This window comes from Amycolatopsis sp. MJM2582 (assembly GCF_000754115.1).
Taxonomy (GTDB): domain Bacteria; phylum Actinomycetota; class Actinomycetes; order Mycobacteriales; family Pseudonocardiaceae; genus Amycolatopsis; species Amycolatopsis japonica.
On record NZ_JPLW01000002.1, the window covers coordinates 1,736,415 to 1,751,923 of the forward strand.

The following is a 15,509-nucleotide window of genomic DNA, read 5'->3' on the forward strand; positions in this document are numbered from 1 at the left end:
CCTCCTGATTCTTACCCGCGGTTCCAGGCCACCACGTGCCCGGGGATTCCGGCGAATTCCGCCCCGATACCGATCTCCTCGGCCAGCCCCGCCAGCTCGCCTTCGGCCCGGACCGCGATCCGGGGAGGCGTCGCGGACTCTTCCCGCACCAGCGCGACCGCGACCTCACCCGCCGACGCGACGGCCACCGCAAGCGGCGGCACGACCAGGCCGTGCTGCCCGGTCACCTTGGCCCCGTCGGCGCTCACGCGGAGTTCCGCCGGGTACACGCCGTCCAGGCCGAGCTTCGCGCGGACCGCGTCCTTGATCGCGATCCGTTCCAGCAGCCAGCCGCGCTGTCGTCGCGGCGCGCAGGCGGTGAACTCGGCGCGTTCCTCCGTCCCGAGGTAGACGCCGGCGTAGATGTCCCGTGCGGCCGGGCTCGGCCACCGGTCCGTGACCACCGTCCAGCCGCCGTGGTGATCTTCGGAAAGCCGATGCCGGTCCGGGAAGGCGTAGACGCGATGGGCGGGCCGGTCGCACGGGAACCGGATGTCCCGCCACTGTTCGATCCTGGCAAGCACGACGCCGTCCAGCACCAGTTCCGCGTCCATCTCCAGCACGTCCGGCCGCGGCAGCCGGACCCGGACGACACAGCGCAGCTTGGTTCCCGGCGCCGGTTCCGGTGCGAACCAGGTGACCCGGCCCATCGACGTCGGGAACGCCAGCAGCGCGTCCGCCTTGGTCGCCATCAGCCAGCAGCCCAGCAGCTGGCCGACGTTGTCCAGCAGCGCGCCGGGCGCCGGCGGTACGACGAGGTCGCCGCGGATGTGCCGCTCGCCGAGCCCGATCAGTTTGTCGAGCCCCTGGTACGCGGGGCCGTGGAACATCTCGCGGCGGGTGTAGATCTCGGCGGCGCTCAGCGGCGGCGCCGTTTCCGGACCCGGCGGCGGAGACGGTCGCGGGGCCGTGGGATACCGCTGCGCCAGGTGGACGTCCATGCTGGCGTGCGGTCCGATTTGGACACTGATCCGGTCGCCCTCGCGGGTCATCGAAAGCGGTACGCGCACCGCCGGGGCGGCGATCAGCCAGCGGGAGAACGCCGCGTTGCTCACCCCGGTCGCGATCGTGCCCGGCCAGGCCCGTTCCGCTTCCCGGCAGGCCAGGTCCACCAGTGTCGTCGCGGGCACGGTGGGACGGAAGTCCGCCTCCTCCGGCCAGTCCTCGCGCTGACGGAAGAACCGGTGATCGACCAGATACGGCATCGTCGCGAGCGAGACGTCCACAGTGGACTCGACCGTCCGCCGGGCCGCCGCGTTGGCGACACTCGCCGCGGCTTCCCGGGTCTCGGCGAGCAGCGCGGTGAACTCCGCGACGATCGCGTCCGGGATCCCGTCGGCCAGTTCGGGCAGGTCACCGGCGCCTGCGAACATGCCCTTGACGTCGCCCTCGACCGAGAGCAGCGTGCCCGCCGTGTCGATCCGGGTCCGGCGCGGCTCCAGCGCGTCGAACGCGGGCCGCCCGCCCTCCACCCAGACCGCGGTCGCGACCCGGCGCAACTGGGCGAGGCCCGCCCTCGTACCGGAGGACGCCGGGATGACCAGATGCGGCCGCGAGCCCAGTGTGTCCGACACGAACGAACCCAGCTGACCGGCACCCGCCTGCACGAAGACCCGGGCGCCGTCGGCGTAGAGCGCGTCGACGAGCTCCCGGAACCGGACCTTGCGCACCAGGTGGGCCAGGTAAAGCTCCCGGACCTCGACCGGATCCGCGGGATACGGCCGGGCCGTGGTCGCCGACCACACCGGGACGCGCGGCGGCTTCAGGTCCAGTTCCGCGGCGAGCCGGGTGAACGGGCCGAGCCGCGACCGCATCAGCGGGGTGTGGAAACCGGACCGGAACGGCAGCGTCCTGGCGACGACACCGTGCTGGGCGCACAGTTTGGCGAGCCGCGCCGCGGCGGCCGGGTCACCGCAGACGATCGTCTGCCGCGGCGCGTTCTCGTGGGAGATCATCAGCTCCGGCTCGGCGGTGAGCAGCGCCTCGGCCTGCTCCGCCGAACAGCCGAGCACGAGGAACTCGGCGTCCGGCAGGGTGAATCCCTGCGGCCAGTACCGGTTCAACATGTCCTCTGTGGACTGTCCGGGGTACATCCCCGCCGCCTGCATCGCGGTCCATTCGCCGACGCTGTGCCCGGCGAGCAGATCCGGTTTGATCGCGAGCCGCCGCAGCGCGGTGTCGAGCAGCAACCCGACCTGGGACACACTGGAGGCGCGGGCGAGCACGCTCGCCGTCGACCATTCGGGCCGCTCCAGGCCGAAATGCCGGGCGACGTCGGCGCAGCGCGGTTCCGCGTCCGCTTCCAGCCCCGGGTAGACGAACGCGGTCTTCGCCCCGGCCTGCTCCAGCAAGGGCGCCGTGGTGCACCAGATGTCGTTGGGCCCGTGCCAGGAACCGCCCTCCGCCGCGATCTTCGCCAGCACCCTCCGCGCGACTTCGAGCCGTTTCCCGGTCGGCCCGACGATCCCCATCCGGCACGGGCCGTGCCCGCCGGATTCCGGTTCCGGGCGATCGAGCAGGATGCGCAATCCGTCGAGCGTGGGCGCCGCGAGCAGGAGGACCCGCTCGGGTTCCCCGGTCACCTTGGCCCGCCTCGGCCGCGAAGGCGCCGGGTCGGCCTCTTCCAGCACCACGTGCGCGTTGACCCCGCCGAAACCGAAGGCGTTGACCGCCGCCCGGCGCGGCACGTCACCCGACCGCCACCGCTCGGCGTCGGACAAGGTGCGGAAACGGGTCTTGTCCAGCAGCGGACTCGGGTCGGCGCAGTTCAGCGTCGGTGGCAGGACCGCGTGATGCAGTGCGAGCGCCACCTTGACCAGACCGGCGGCGCCGGCGGTCGGCATGGTGTGCCCGATCATCGCCTTCACCGCGCCGATCGCCGCACGAGGACCGTCCGGCGGGCCGAACACCTCGGCGAGGGTGGCCAGTTCGGCGGCGTCCCCGGTCGGGGTCGCGGTCCCGTGCGCCTCCAGCAGACCGAGCGCGCCGGGAGCGGTGGGGTCGAGGCCCGCCGAGGCCCACGCGCGCCGCAGGGCCAGCGTCTGACCGGCGACGGCCGGGCTGAGCAGGCTCGCGCCCTTCCCGTCGCTCGACGTCCCCGAGCCGCGCAGCACCGCGTAGACCCGGTCGCCGTCGCGACGCGCGTCGTAGAACCGTTTCAGCACGACCATCGCGGTGCCCTCGCCGATCAGGAGACCGTCAGCATCGCGCGAGAACGGGCTGATCCGCTGGCTCGGCGAGAGGGCACCGAGCTGCGTGAACATCGACCAGAGCGTGTCGTCGTGGCAGTGGTGCACGCCTCCGGCCAGCACGACGTCACAGCGGCGGCGGGCGAGTTCGCCGATCGCCTGGTCCACGGCGAGCAGCGAAGACGCGCAGGCGGCGTCCACCGTGTACGCGGGCCCGCCGAAGTCCAGCCGGTTGGCGACCCGCGACGCGGCGAGGTTCGGCACCAGCCCGATCGCGGTGTCCGGCCGGAACTCGCCGAGCGGTTCCAGCAACGCGTCCCGGAGCCTGTCCAGCATCTCCGGACGCGCCGACGGCAGGAGATCCCGGACGGCGCCGGTGATCTGGCGGACCGACCGGACCCGCTGGTCGAAACGCTGGAGCCCCGGCGAGAGATAGCCGCCCCTGCCCAGGATGACGCCCACGCGTTCGAGGTCGCCCAGCCGCCGGAGACCGCCGGCGTCCTCGACCGCGGCGGCTGCCACGGCCAGCGCGACCAGCTGGTCCGGCTCCATCCCGGCGATCGTGCTCGGCGCGATACCGAGCGCCGTCGCGTCGAAGTCCAGGCTGTCGGCGACGAATCCGCCGCGCCTGCCGTAGGTGCGGTCCGGCGTGCGGCCGTCGCCGTCGTGGAAGCTCGGATCCCAGCGGTGCGGCGGGATCTCGGTGATCGCGTCGGTACCCGAAACGATGTTCTGCCAATATTCGTCCACAGTGGACGAGCCGGGAAGGAAGACGCCCATCCCGACGATCGCGACCGGCTCCTGGTTCACCACAGCGACGCCGTGTACAGCACCGAGCGGACGTCGGCCGGGCCGTAGGCCAGCTCGCGCAGGAGCGCGGCGGTGCCTTCGTCCGGATCGATCAGCGCCACTTCGCGGCGCTCGTATTCGCGCGCGAGTTCCGGTGACACCATGCCCGCGTGATCGTCCGAGGGTGCCCACGGTCCCCAATGGACGGTCAGCGCCCGACAGCCGGTGCGTTCCGCCCATTGCCCACCGAGGGTTTCGAGCGCGTCGTTCGCCGCCGCGTAGTCGGTCTGGCCCCGGTTTCCCAGCACCGCCGCGATGCTGCCGAAGAAGGTCACGAAACCGGGTCGCACGCCGAAATGCTCCAGCGCGTCGAGCAGGGCCCGCGCACCGTCCACTTTGGTCCCGTAAACCGTGCGGAACGACTGTTCGTCCTTGTCGGCCATCAGCTTGTCGTCGATCACCCCCGCCGCGTGGACGACGCCGTCGATGCGGCCGTAGCGGGTGTGCAGATCCTTGACCACCTGCCGGACGGCGGCGGCGTCGCGCACGTCGAGCTGCCGGTACGCAGCCGTGCCGCCCGCCGCGGCGATCTGGTCGAGCGTCCGCGCGATCTCACGCTGGGCCAGCACGGTACGCACCCGGCGTTCGATATCCGCCAGCGAACCGCCCCGCGCGGCCAGCGCCGAACGCATGGCCGGCGCGTCACCGGGCAGGTCCTCGTCGCCCGGTTCGGCGGGCCACGGGGTGCGGCCTGCCAGCTCGATCCGGCATCCGCTCGCCGCCAGCGCGACCGCCGCCCGCGCGGTGATCCCGCGGGCGCCGCCGATCAGCAGCAGCACGGAATCCGCGTCGAGGCCGAGCGCCTTGACCTCTCCACCGCCGGGCCCCGCGCCCGCATACGCGACGGAACCGAGTGAACCCGCGGACGGCTCGAACGCCGCGCGTCCCGCCGTGTCGTAGCGGACGGCGGACGGCCCGTCGGCGATCGCCTCCTCCAGCACGATCCTCCCGAGGTCCACAGTGGACTCCAGCTCGACCAGCCTGGTCGGCTCGCTCCGTTCCCGCGCGGCGGCGCGGACCAGACCGCGCAGCCCGGCGGTGTGCCCGGCACCCGTCCCCGCCACCACGACCACCGCGCCCTTGGCACTCTTGACGAGGCCGAACACCTGCGCCGCGACGGGTTCTTCGGCGTCCGTCAAGGGATTCAGCACGACGAGGACGTCGGCCTCCTGGTCGGCAGGCAGGGCACCCGCGTCGGCGAACACCGCGCGGACCGACTCGGCCAGTTCCTCCTGGCCGGGCTCAAAGCTCACCGAAACCGTTTTGCCCGCCACCTTGGCGAGGTCGGGCGTGCCGAGCGGCGCGGACACGCGATCGAGCAGGTACCGGCCTGGCGCGGTTCCGGCGGGGGCCTCATCGGGAGTCGCCACCACGGTGACCGGAACGGCCGGTTCGAGCCACTTCCGCAGCCGCGCGGCCAGCGCGCTCGCCGTCCGGTCGCGGCTGAGCTGATCCTGGGCGTCGTCGTGCACCCGGCCGGAGAGGCCGAGTTTCGCGAGCAGCGAGCCCGCGATCTCGGTGCGTTTGATCGAGTCGATGGAGAGATCCGCTTCCAGATCCAGATCGGCGTCGATCATCTCGGCCGGATAGCCGGTGCGTTCGCTGATCGCACCGATCACGGTGGCCAGGACGTCCGTGACGGGGGCCTCCGCGACCGGTTCCGGCTCGGGCACGACGACCGGGGCTTCGACCGGCGGCAGCAACGCGGGCACGACCGGCGCCTGCACCGGAGCGGGGGCGAGCGGCGCGGTGCCGAGGTATCCCAGCATCACGTCCCGTTGCGCCGCCAGCAGTTCGCGGCTGGTGCGGAGGAATTCGACGACGGCCTGGTCACGACCGGGCGCGGGCTGGTTCATGGTCGTCCTCGGGATTCGTCGGGCGGGCACGAGCCCATGGGCGGGGACCTCGCCGCCGGGCGCGCGGACGGTCTGGCCGTCCACGGTCCAGGCGGGTTTCGGAAGCGGGCCGACGCGCACACGGCCGCGGAAGAGCCGTTCGGTACGCACATCGACGCCAGTGACCGCCAAGCGCGCGAGCGCGGTCAGGAACCCGCGCAACCCCGGGCCGCCGGGGTCGCAGGCGATCACGGTATGCGGCCGGTCGCCGAGGATCTCTCTGGCCAGCCGGGAAAGCACCTGCCCGGGGCCCACCTCGACGAACGTGCGCGCGCCCGCCGCGTACATGTCCTCGATCAGTTCCACGAAGCGAACCGGTGAGCCGATCTGCGCGGCGAGCTGGGTGCGCACGGCGCCGGCTTCGTACGGCCGCGCGGTGCGGTTCGACCACACCGGCGCCCCCGGCTCTCCGATCTCGGCGTTGTCGAGGTCGACGGCGAACACGTCGCTCGCCCCGGCCACCAGCGGACTGTGGAAGGCGCACGCGACCGGGATCCGTTTGGCGCCGATCCCCTGTGCCCGCAGTTCGCGGACCGCCTCTTCGATGGCGGCCGTCGGTCCGGAAAGGACGGTCTGGCCGGGTGCGTTGTGGTTGGCCAGTACGACATCCGGGTGGTCGAGGGCGGCGGCCAGTTCCTCACGGGACGCCTTGACCGCGGCCATCGCGCCCGGGTCGGCGCCCGCCACTTCGGCGATGGAGCGGGCCCTGGCCCGGCTGAGCGCCACCAACGTCGCGGTGTCGAACGCGCCCGCCACCGACAGCGCGGTCAGTTCGCCGTAGCTGTGCCCCGCCAGCAGATCCGGCCGGACGCCGAGGTCGGCGAGCAGGCGGCAGACCGCCGATTCGACGAGGCCGAGCGCGGGTTGCGCGACCCGCGTGTCCTTGAGCGCCTCGTCCTGCGCGGCGCGGGCGTCCTCGGTGAAGGCGCGCGGCGGGAACGTGGTGGCGGCGACGTCGGGGGCGAGCCCCAGGACGTCCGCCAGTTCGGGGAAGTGCACGAACAGTTCCGCCAGCATCCCCGTCCGCTGGCTGCCTTGACCGGGGAACAAGAACGCGACCGCACCGGCTTCGGTGTCGTCCGCGACGATCCCACCGTTCGCGGCGGCCTCACGCAGCTCCGCGAGATCGCTCGCGACGATCGCGAGCCGCACGGGGTCGGATCCGCCTCGTTCGGCGGCGAGGGCGGCGATCTCCCGCAGCGGACGTCCTTCGTTGGCCGCCAGCAGGTCCCGCAGCGTGGCACGAGCGGACTCCACGTCGGCGCCGCGAAGCAGGACCAGCTCGGCGTCCCAGTCGCGCGGGCCGTGCCGCCGGGCCGGCGGGATCCCCGGGGCGGCGAGCACCGCGTGGAAGTTGGTCCCACCGAACCCGAACGCGCTCACTCCGGCGAACTCGCGGCCGCGCGGCACCGGCGTCGGCCGGGCTCCGGTGGAGAAGGTGAAGGGACTGCTCTCGGCGTCCCAGGCGGGGTTCGGCCTGCTCAGATGCAGCGTGGGCGGCACGACCTCGTGCCACAGCGCCAGCGCCGCCTTCATCAGGCCCGCCAGCCCCGCGGCGCATTTCGTGTGCCCGATCTGGCTCTTCACCGAACCCAGCGCGCAGGTGCCCGGCCCGGCACCCGCGGCGAGGAAGAACTCGGTGAGCGTGGTCAGTTCCGTGGCGTCGCCGACGACCGTGCCGGTGCCGTGCGCCTCCACCAGCGAGACGTCCGCCGGCGACACCCCGGCGTCGCGATAGGCCCGTTCCAGGGCTCGCCGCTGCCCCTCGGGGCGCGGCGCGGTGAGGCCGAGCGCCTTGCCGTCGCTGGCGGCGCCGACACCCTTGACCACGGCATACACCCGGTCGCCGTCGCGTTCGGCGTCGGACCGCCGCTTGAGCACGAGGCACGCGACGCCCTCGCCGAGCGCGATCCCGTCCGCCGACGCGTCGAACGGACGGCATCGCCCGGTCGGCGACAGCGCACCGGCCGAGGTGAACATGAGGTAGTCGTTGACCCCGTTGTGCAGGTCGACGGCGCCGCACAGGACCATCGAGCTCGTGCCCGCCCGGAGTTCCTTCACCGCGAGGTCGAGCGCGGCCAGCGACGAGCCGCACGCGGCGTCCACGGTGTAGTTGGTGCCGCCGAGGTCGAGCCGGTTGGCGATCCGGCCGGAGATGACGTTGGCGAGCGTGCCGGGGAACGAGTCCTCGGTCAGTTCCGGCAACTGCGCAAGGAGCTCCTCCGGGACGTCTTCGAGGTAGCTGGGAAGCAGCGCGCGCAGGACACCGGCGTTGGCCAGGTCTCCCCCGGCCTCGGCGCCGAAGATGACGCTGGTGCGCTCGCGGTCGAAGCCGCCTTCGCCGTAGCCCGCGTCTTCGAGGGCTCGCCGCGCCGTCTGCAGGGAGACCAGCTGGGCCGGGTCGATACTGCCCATCGACTTGGGCGGGATGCCGTACGCGAGCGGGTCGAAGTCCACCGGCGGCAGGAAGCCGCCCCATTTGGACGTCGACTGGTCGGCGTAGACCTCCTTGTCCCAGCGCTGATCCGGCACCTCGGTGACGGCGTCCGCGCCGTGCAGGATGTTCGACCAGAACGCCGGGAGATCGGGTGCGCCGGGGAACACGCACGCCATCCCGACGATCGCGATGTCACTGTCCACAACGGACTCTTCGTCGCGAACGCGGCCGGCGAGCAGCTCCGCCGCGCCTTCGGTGACTTCCCGGTGCAGGGCGGCGATGTCGGTGCGGTCCTCGCGCAGGACGGTCACCTGTCCCGCCATGTACATCCCCTCGGCGAGCTGCCCGAGCGTGTCGACCTCGACGAGCGCGTCGCCTTGCCGCTTGATGCCCTTGCTGGCGATCCGCAGCCGTCCGGTGTTCAGCTCCTCCAGCCGTTGCCACGTCTCCTGCGGTGGGACGCCGTCCGCGCGGAGCCCGGCCTTCAGCGCGGCGAACTCGTCGGTGTACGGGCTGGGCAGGCAGCGGGTGAGATGGCCGGGCGCGGTCTCCAGGGTGACCGTGGACCCCGCGTCGAGCACGCGATCCTGGAACGTTTCGGTGATGGCGCCGTGGGTCACGGCTTCTTCGGTGAACAGGTACGCGGTGCCCATCAGGACGCCGACGCCGCCGCTCAGGGGCTCCGCCATCGCCGAGACCATGGCAGCGGAGCGGGCGTCATGGATCCCGCCCGCGAACAGGACCTCGACGTCGTCGGCGCCGTGTTCGCGCAAGACGTCCAGCTGCTGCTCCCACAGCACGAAACTCGACCGCGGGCCGATATGCCCACCGCATTCGGCGCCCTCGAAGACGAACCGGCGGATCCCGGCGTCGAGGAACTGACGCAGCAGGATCGGCGACGGCACGTGGAGGAAGGTCGCGATGCCCTCGGCCTCCAGCGCCTTGGCCTGCGCGGGTTTCCCGCCCGCGATCAGCACGCAGCGCGGGTGCGCGGCCCGGATCGCCGCGAGCTGCTCGGCACGCAGGGCCTCCGGGACGAACCCGAGGATGCCCGCGCCCCAAGGCCGTTCACCGAGCGCTTCGGCGGTGCGGGCGAGCAGTTCGGCGGTTTTGGGGCCGTTCGCGGTGGCCACCGCGACGAACGGGAAACCGTCGTGCGCGGCGACCGCGGCGGCGAAACCGGGCTGGTCGCTCACCCGCGTCATCGGCCCCTGCACGACCGGCAGCCGGGTCCCCAACGTGCGGCGCAGGCGTACGCCCTGGTCCGAGGAAATCGCCGACGGCGCCGCGAGCGAGCGCACGACCGAACGGACAGCGCTTTCCGCGGCCTCGAAGCGTTTCGCGAACAACGCGCTGAGCCCGTCGTCCGCCCTGGCGAGCTCGTTCCGGGCCGCCTCGGGCACGTCGGCGTCGGGGAACAGGCCGAGCCCGTCGAGCACCACGCCCGCCGCGCCGCCCGCGATCGCGGCCACCGCCGTACGCGGCCCGATGCCCCCGTACGCCCACACGGGGACGTCCTCGCCGAACCGCTCCAGCAACCGCTGCAGCAGGACGAACGTGGTGAGATCGGAGCCGCCGGCTTCGGCTCCCTTCGCCACCAGACCGGAGGCGCCGGCGTCGAGCATGCGGACGGCCTGGTCGACACCGGTCACCTCGGCCAGCACGGGGAGGCCGGCCCTGCCCCGCCAGACCGCCCCCTCGGCCAGCAGCACGAGCCCCGCGCCGCTTTCCCGCACTTCTTCGTCCCGCACGGTGCGGCCGGCCGGGATCCGGACACCGAACGGGAAACGTCGGTCTACTGTGGACCCGATGTCGACGATCCCGAGGCCGCCGCCCCTGGCGACGGCGGCCGCCAGCCCCGGATCGGGCCGTCCGAGCGGGTTGACGCCGAGTACCCGCGTGCGCGCCGTCGCATGACTCACCGGCGGTCCTCCTGTTCGGCTGGGGCTGGTCGAACCTCGCCGGGTTCGGCGATCTTTCAGCGGGATTCCCAAGAAATAACCTACTTGCCGCAGAGAGCGCAATACTCTCGTGTGAAAACTCGGAAAACAAGGGAACGCATGCTAAAGTCCGGCGCCGGAAACAAATATGTCGACACATCCAGAACGAGCCTCTGACCTGCACTTTTATCACGACCGTCGGCGATTTGAAGAAATCATTGCTCACCGGCATGACAAAACAGAAGAATTGTCATTGAACGCAGAATCGATAACCATGGAGCGCATGTGGAAGTGACAGGACGGGTCGTCGTGCTGACCGGCGCGGCACACGGTATCGGCGCCGCCATGGCCAGGCGGTTCGCCGCCGAGGGCGCGGCCGGGGTGGTGGTCTCCGATCTCGATCTCGAGGCCGCGGACGAGGTCGTCGCCGGGATCACCGCCGCGGGCGGCGCCGCGATCGCGCGCCGCGCCGACGCGTCGTCCAAAGAGGACTTGAAGATGCTGGTGACCGAGGCCCGCGCGGCGTTCGGCCCGGTGGACCTCTTCTGCTCCAACGCCGGTGCCGCGTTCGGGACGGGTGTACACGCCGCGGACGAGCAGTGGACGCGGTCGTGGGCGATCAACGTCATGCAGCATGTGCACGCCGCGCAGGTCGCGCTCCCCTCGATGCTGAGCCGCGGCCACGGATATCTGCTGATCACGGCGTCGGGCGCGGGCCTGCTGGGCACTCCCGGCGACGCGCCGTACTCGGTGACCAAGCACGCGGCCGTCGGGCTCGCCGAATGGCTGGCCATCACCTATCGGCCGCGAGGGGTGCGGGTCAGCGCGCTGTGCCCGCTCGGCGTGCGGACCGCGTTGCTGGAGCCCGGCATCGCCGCCGGTCATCCCGCCGCGCTCGCGATCGCCGCCGCCGCGCCGCTGCTGGAACCGGAGGACGTCGCGGAGTCCGTCGTGCACGGGCTGGCGTCGGAGGAGTTCCTGATCCTGCCGCACGAGTCGGTGCGGGAGACCTACGCCCGCAAGGCGGCCGGGCTCGACGAATGGATCGACCGCACCATCCTCGAAACCGGCGCGCGGAAGAGGTGACCATGGAATACCGCAGGCTCGGCGCGAGCGGGCTGTCCGTCAGCGAGATCTCGTACGGCAACTGGCTCACCCACCCCGACGGCGCGGAATGCGTGCAGGCCGCGCTCGACGCGGGCGTCACGACCTTCCACACCGCGGCTGCCTGGGACGGCGGTGCCGCCGAAGAGAACCTCGCCGCGGCCCTGAGCCACGCGCGTCGCGACGATCTCGTCCTGTGCACCGGTGTCTTCTGGCCGGAAGGCCCGGGTGCCAACGACGCGGGTCTCAGCCGCAAGCACCTGGTGACCTCGGTGAACGGCTCGCTGCGGCGGCTGCGCACCGACTACATCGACGTCTACCAGCTGCTGCGGTTCGACTACCGCACGCCGTTGGAGGAGACGTTCCTCGCGCTGTCGGATCTGGTGCGGCAGGGGAAGATCCTCTACGCCGGCACGGCAGAATGGACGGCGGAACAGCTGCTGGAAGCGCGGCCGATCGCCGAACGGCACGGCGTCCCGCTGGTGGCGAACCAGCCGCATTACTCGATGCTCTGGCGGGTCGCCGAGGCCCAGGTGATGCCGGTGTGCGAACGGTCCGGGATCGGCCAGTTCGCGTCGGTTGCCCTCGCGCAGGGCGTGCTGACCGGCAAGTACCGGCCGGGCGAGATCCCGCCGGGATCACGGGGCGCGAAGGCGGTCGAGACGCGGCCGCTGCTCCTGCCGGACCTCCTCGAACGCGTCGGCATGCTGCGCGGCGTCGCCGACGAAGCCGGACTGACCATGGCCCAGCTGGCGCTCGCGTGGACGTTGCAGCACAACACCGTCGCTTCGGTGGTGATGGGCGCGAGCACCGCCGCCCAGGTGACCGAGAACGCGAAGGCGGCCGGCGTGGTGCTGGACCTCGACGCGCTGACGCGGATCGATCACCTGCTGGGCAGCTTCGTGCAGACGGATCCGCGGCTGACCTGGTCACCTCCGGCGACCACCTGACGCCCCTGTCGTCGTAAGTCCGTGAAGGCCTCCTTGAGGGACTCTGGGTCCCTCAAGGAGGCCTTCACGGACGGACTTGTGTCACATAAGCCCCATGTGCACCAGCAGCCACAGCGGCGGCGCGTGAAGGCGACAGCGGGATGACCCACGCGGCTTCAGGCACCCACGACCGCAGCTGTCCGTGAAGGCCTCCTTGCCTACCCTCAAGGTAGGGAAGGAGGCCTTCACGGACTACGCGATCGCCAAACCGCAGCCTCAGCAACAACACAAGCCCCAGCAGTTACAGCGGCGGCGCGTGAAGGCCCCCTTCCCTCGGCTGAGCCGAGGGAAGGGGGCCTTCACGTACTGCAAGGGCGTGAGCGAAAGCGTCCTTACCACTCACGAGGCGATCAGTTCAGACTCGAGCAGGGCCTCGCGTCTGGATCCTGCGCCCCCTTGGGCACCCACCGCACGTTCGCGAACGAAGCCGAGAACCGGCCGTCCGTGTACACCAGGAACGGCGTGTTGACGTTCTCCAGATCCAGCCCGTTCGCGAAGCACGACACCGGGATCTTCACCGTCGACTTCGGCGCGCCCGCGAGGTCGGTGAACAGCTTGGTCGCGTTCACCTCGGAGAAGCACGGGTAGACGCAGTGCATGCTGATCACCGTCCGATTCGCCGGCGCCTCGTGCACGACCGTGTCGAACTCCAGCGCCGCGTCGGCGTTGAGGTAACCCCGCAGATCGTTGGTACCGGCCGGGTTCTGGAAGTAGATCTGCGCCGGGCCGGTGCCGGTCCAGGTCGACTTGAGCCCATCCTGCTGCACGTTCACGTCCGACTGCACGACGTTGATCTCGGCGTGCGAAGCGGTGCCGTCGGGGCCGATCTCGGTACCGCCCCAGTTCTCCGCGGAGCCGATGAAACCCTTGTACGGCGCGACATCGGTGCGGTTGAACACCTCGAGATCCTCGGTCGCGGTACCGCCGCCACCGGTCGAGCCACACGTCACCGGCCCCGCCGTCTCGTCGAGCTGCCCGACCGTGACGCGCTGCCCGGTCTTGAGCCCGTAGCCCAGTTTGAACAGCGGGTCGTAGTCCGCCGAACCCGCGTTCAGCGGAGTCTGACACGCGCTCTTCGGCCACGAGTACGGGAGCGTGCCCTTGAAACCGCCCTTGACCAGGACATCCGCGACGCCGCCGCCTTCGGTGCCCGGTAGCCAGGCCGCGACGAACGCGTCGGAGCGGTTGATCTCCTTGTTCATGTACAGCGGGCGGCCGCCGACGTAGACGGTGACGACCGGAGCGCCCTTCCCGTGGACCTTGTCCAGCACGGCCAGGTCCTCGGGGTAGAGCTTCGACGCCTCCAGCGTCTTGCGCGTCAGGTCGCCGACGCCTTCCGCGTACGGGGTCTCACCGATGACGGCGATGACCGCGTCGTAGCCCTTCGGGTCGGTGTCGCCCTTCTCGTCGAAGGTGACGTTGACGTCGCCGAGCTGCTGCTTGAGCCCGGCGAGGATCGACGTGGCGTTCGGGAAGTCGGCGTTGGTGTTGCCGGTCCCCTGCCAGCTCAGCGTCCAGCCGCCGGTCTGGTTCTGGATGCTGTCCGCGCTCTTGCCGACCACGAGCACCTTCGACTTCGGCTTGAGTGGCAGCACGTTGCCGTTGTTCTTCAGCAGCGTCTGCGAGGAGCGGACCGCGTCGCGTGCCAGCCAGGTCTCCTTGAGCGCTTCGTCGGAGTTGGCGTAGGACCGGTCCGACGGCTTCTGCGACTCGAAAAGCCCGGAGCGCAGCTTGACGCGCAGGATGCGGGTCACCGCGTCGTCGATCCGCGAGACCGGGATCTGGCCGGAATTCACCTGGGCGACGGTGTTGGTGATGAACGCCTTCCAGTCGTTCGGCACCATCACGATGTCGATGCCGGCGTTGATCGCCTGCGGGCAGGAAGCGTTGGTACAGCCCGGAACCTGGCCGATACCGTTCCAGTCGGACACGACGAGGCCGTCGAAGCCCATCTTGCCCTTGAGGATCTGGTTCAGCGCCTTGTCACTGCCGTGCAGCTTGCCCTCGTCGATGCCCAGCTCGGCGTTGGTCCAGCTGTTGAACGACACCATCACCGTCTGGGAGCCCGCGGCGAGCGCGCCGTAGTAGCCCTGGCCGTGGACGTTGATCATCTCGGCCTCGGACGACGGGTTGACGCCCTGATCCTGGCCCTTGAGGGTGCCGCCGTCACCGATGAAGTGCTTGGCGGTGCCGATCACGCCGTTGTAGCCGATGCGTTTGGTCGAGCCGTCCTGGAGACCGTTGATCGCCTCGTAGCCGTAGGCCCTGGTGATCCGCGGGTCCTCGGAGAACCCTTCGTAGGTGCGTCCCCAGCGGTCGTCCTTCACGACGGCCAGCGTCGGCGCGAAGGCCCAGTCCTGGCCGGTGGCGCGGATCTGCCTGGCCGTCGCCGCGGAGATGTCGCGTACCAGGCACGGGTCGTGCGCCGCGCCGAGCCCGATGTTGTGCGGGAAGACGGTGGCCCCGTACACGTTGTTGTTGCCGTGCACGGCGTCGATGCCCCAGATCACCGGGATTTTCGTCCTGCTGCCCTTCGCGGCGTCCCAATAGGAATCCGCGAGTTTCAGCCAGTCCTGCTGGGAGGCGTGCTTGTCCTTGTTCGGCCACGAGCCGCCGCCGTTGAGGACCGAGCCGATCGAGTACTGCCGGACCTCGTCCGGGGTGATCGCGGCGATCTCGGGCTGCGTCATCTGCCCGACCTTCTCCTCCAAGGTCATTCCCGCGAGGATCCTGGCGATCCGCTGTTCGTCGCCTGCTTTGCCCTTGAACCGGCTCTCGACCTTCGGCCAGTCGGCGAGCGTCGGCAGGCTCTTCTCGATGCGGGCGCAGCCGTCCCGGTCGAGCGCGGGTTTCCCGATCACCGGCTGCTCGGCGGCGACGGCGGCGGGCGTGGCCACCACGGCCCCGCCGAGCAGGGTGAGACTCATCAAGGCGATCAGCGGACTTCGGCGCGCGCGAGCACGTCTTGCCATGGTCTGGTCCATTCTGCGGGAGGCGGGGACCGGCCGATCCTCACCGGACCCGGCGGCGACGTCAAGGGTTTCCGGGCGATAAGCCGCCTGTTAATT

5 protein-coding genes are annotated in these 15,509 nt (G+C 71.1%); 2 read left to right on the plus strand and 3 right to left on the minus strand.

Annotation, left to right across the window (positions count from 1 at the left end; all coding sequences use genetic code 11):
- Nucleotides 1–11: 11 nt before the first annotated feature.
- Both ED92_RS18170 and ED92_RS18175 read right to left on the minus strand, forming a co-directional pair.
- Nucleotides 12–4,040, minus strand: coding sequence for a beta-ketoacyl synthase N-terminal-like domain-containing protein (locus ED92_RS18170; RefSeq protein WP_037339499.1), 4,029 nt, complete (start codon nucleotides 4,038–4,040; stop codon nucleotides 12–14).
- Nucleotides 4,034–10,330: a type I polyketide synthase gene (locus ED92_RS18175; protein WP_037339502.1), complete on the minus strand. Its 6,297-nt coding sequence runs from the start codon at nucleotides 10,328–10,330 to the stop codon at nucleotides 4,034–4,036. Before ED92_RS18175 ends, ED92_RS18170 begins: the two co-directional genes overlap by 7 nt.
- 303 nt (nucleotides 10,331–10,633) lie before the next feature.
- On the opposite strand from ED92_RS18175, the gene ED92_RS18180 reads away from it, so the two are divergent.
- Together ED92_RS18180 and ED92_RS18185 are read left to right on the plus strand one after the other, a co-directional pair.
- Nucleotides 10,634–11,434, plus strand: a complete 801-nt coding sequence (locus ED92_RS18180) for an SDR family oxidoreductase (protein WP_037339503.1) — start codon at nucleotides 10,634–10,636, stop codon at nucleotides 11,432–11,434.
- Nucleotides 11,435–11,436: 2 nt separating this feature from the next.
- Complete coding sequence (locus ED92_RS18185) at nucleotides 11,437–12,402, plus strand: aldo/keto reductase (protein ID WP_037339506.1); 966 nt, start codon at nucleotides 11,437–11,439, stop codon at nucleotides 12,400–12,402.
- 389 nt (nucleotides 12,403–12,791) lie between these two features.
- On the opposite strand, the gene ED92_RS18190 is transcribed toward ED92_RS18185, so the two are convergent.
- Nucleotides 12,792–15,368, minus strand: a complete 2,577-nt coding sequence (locus tag ED92_RS18190) for an exo 1,3/1,4-beta-D-glucan glucohydrolase (protein ID WP_037339510.1) — start codon at nucleotides 15,366–15,368, stop codon at nucleotides 12,792–12,794.
- Nucleotides 15,369–15,509 lie beyond the last annotated feature (141 nt).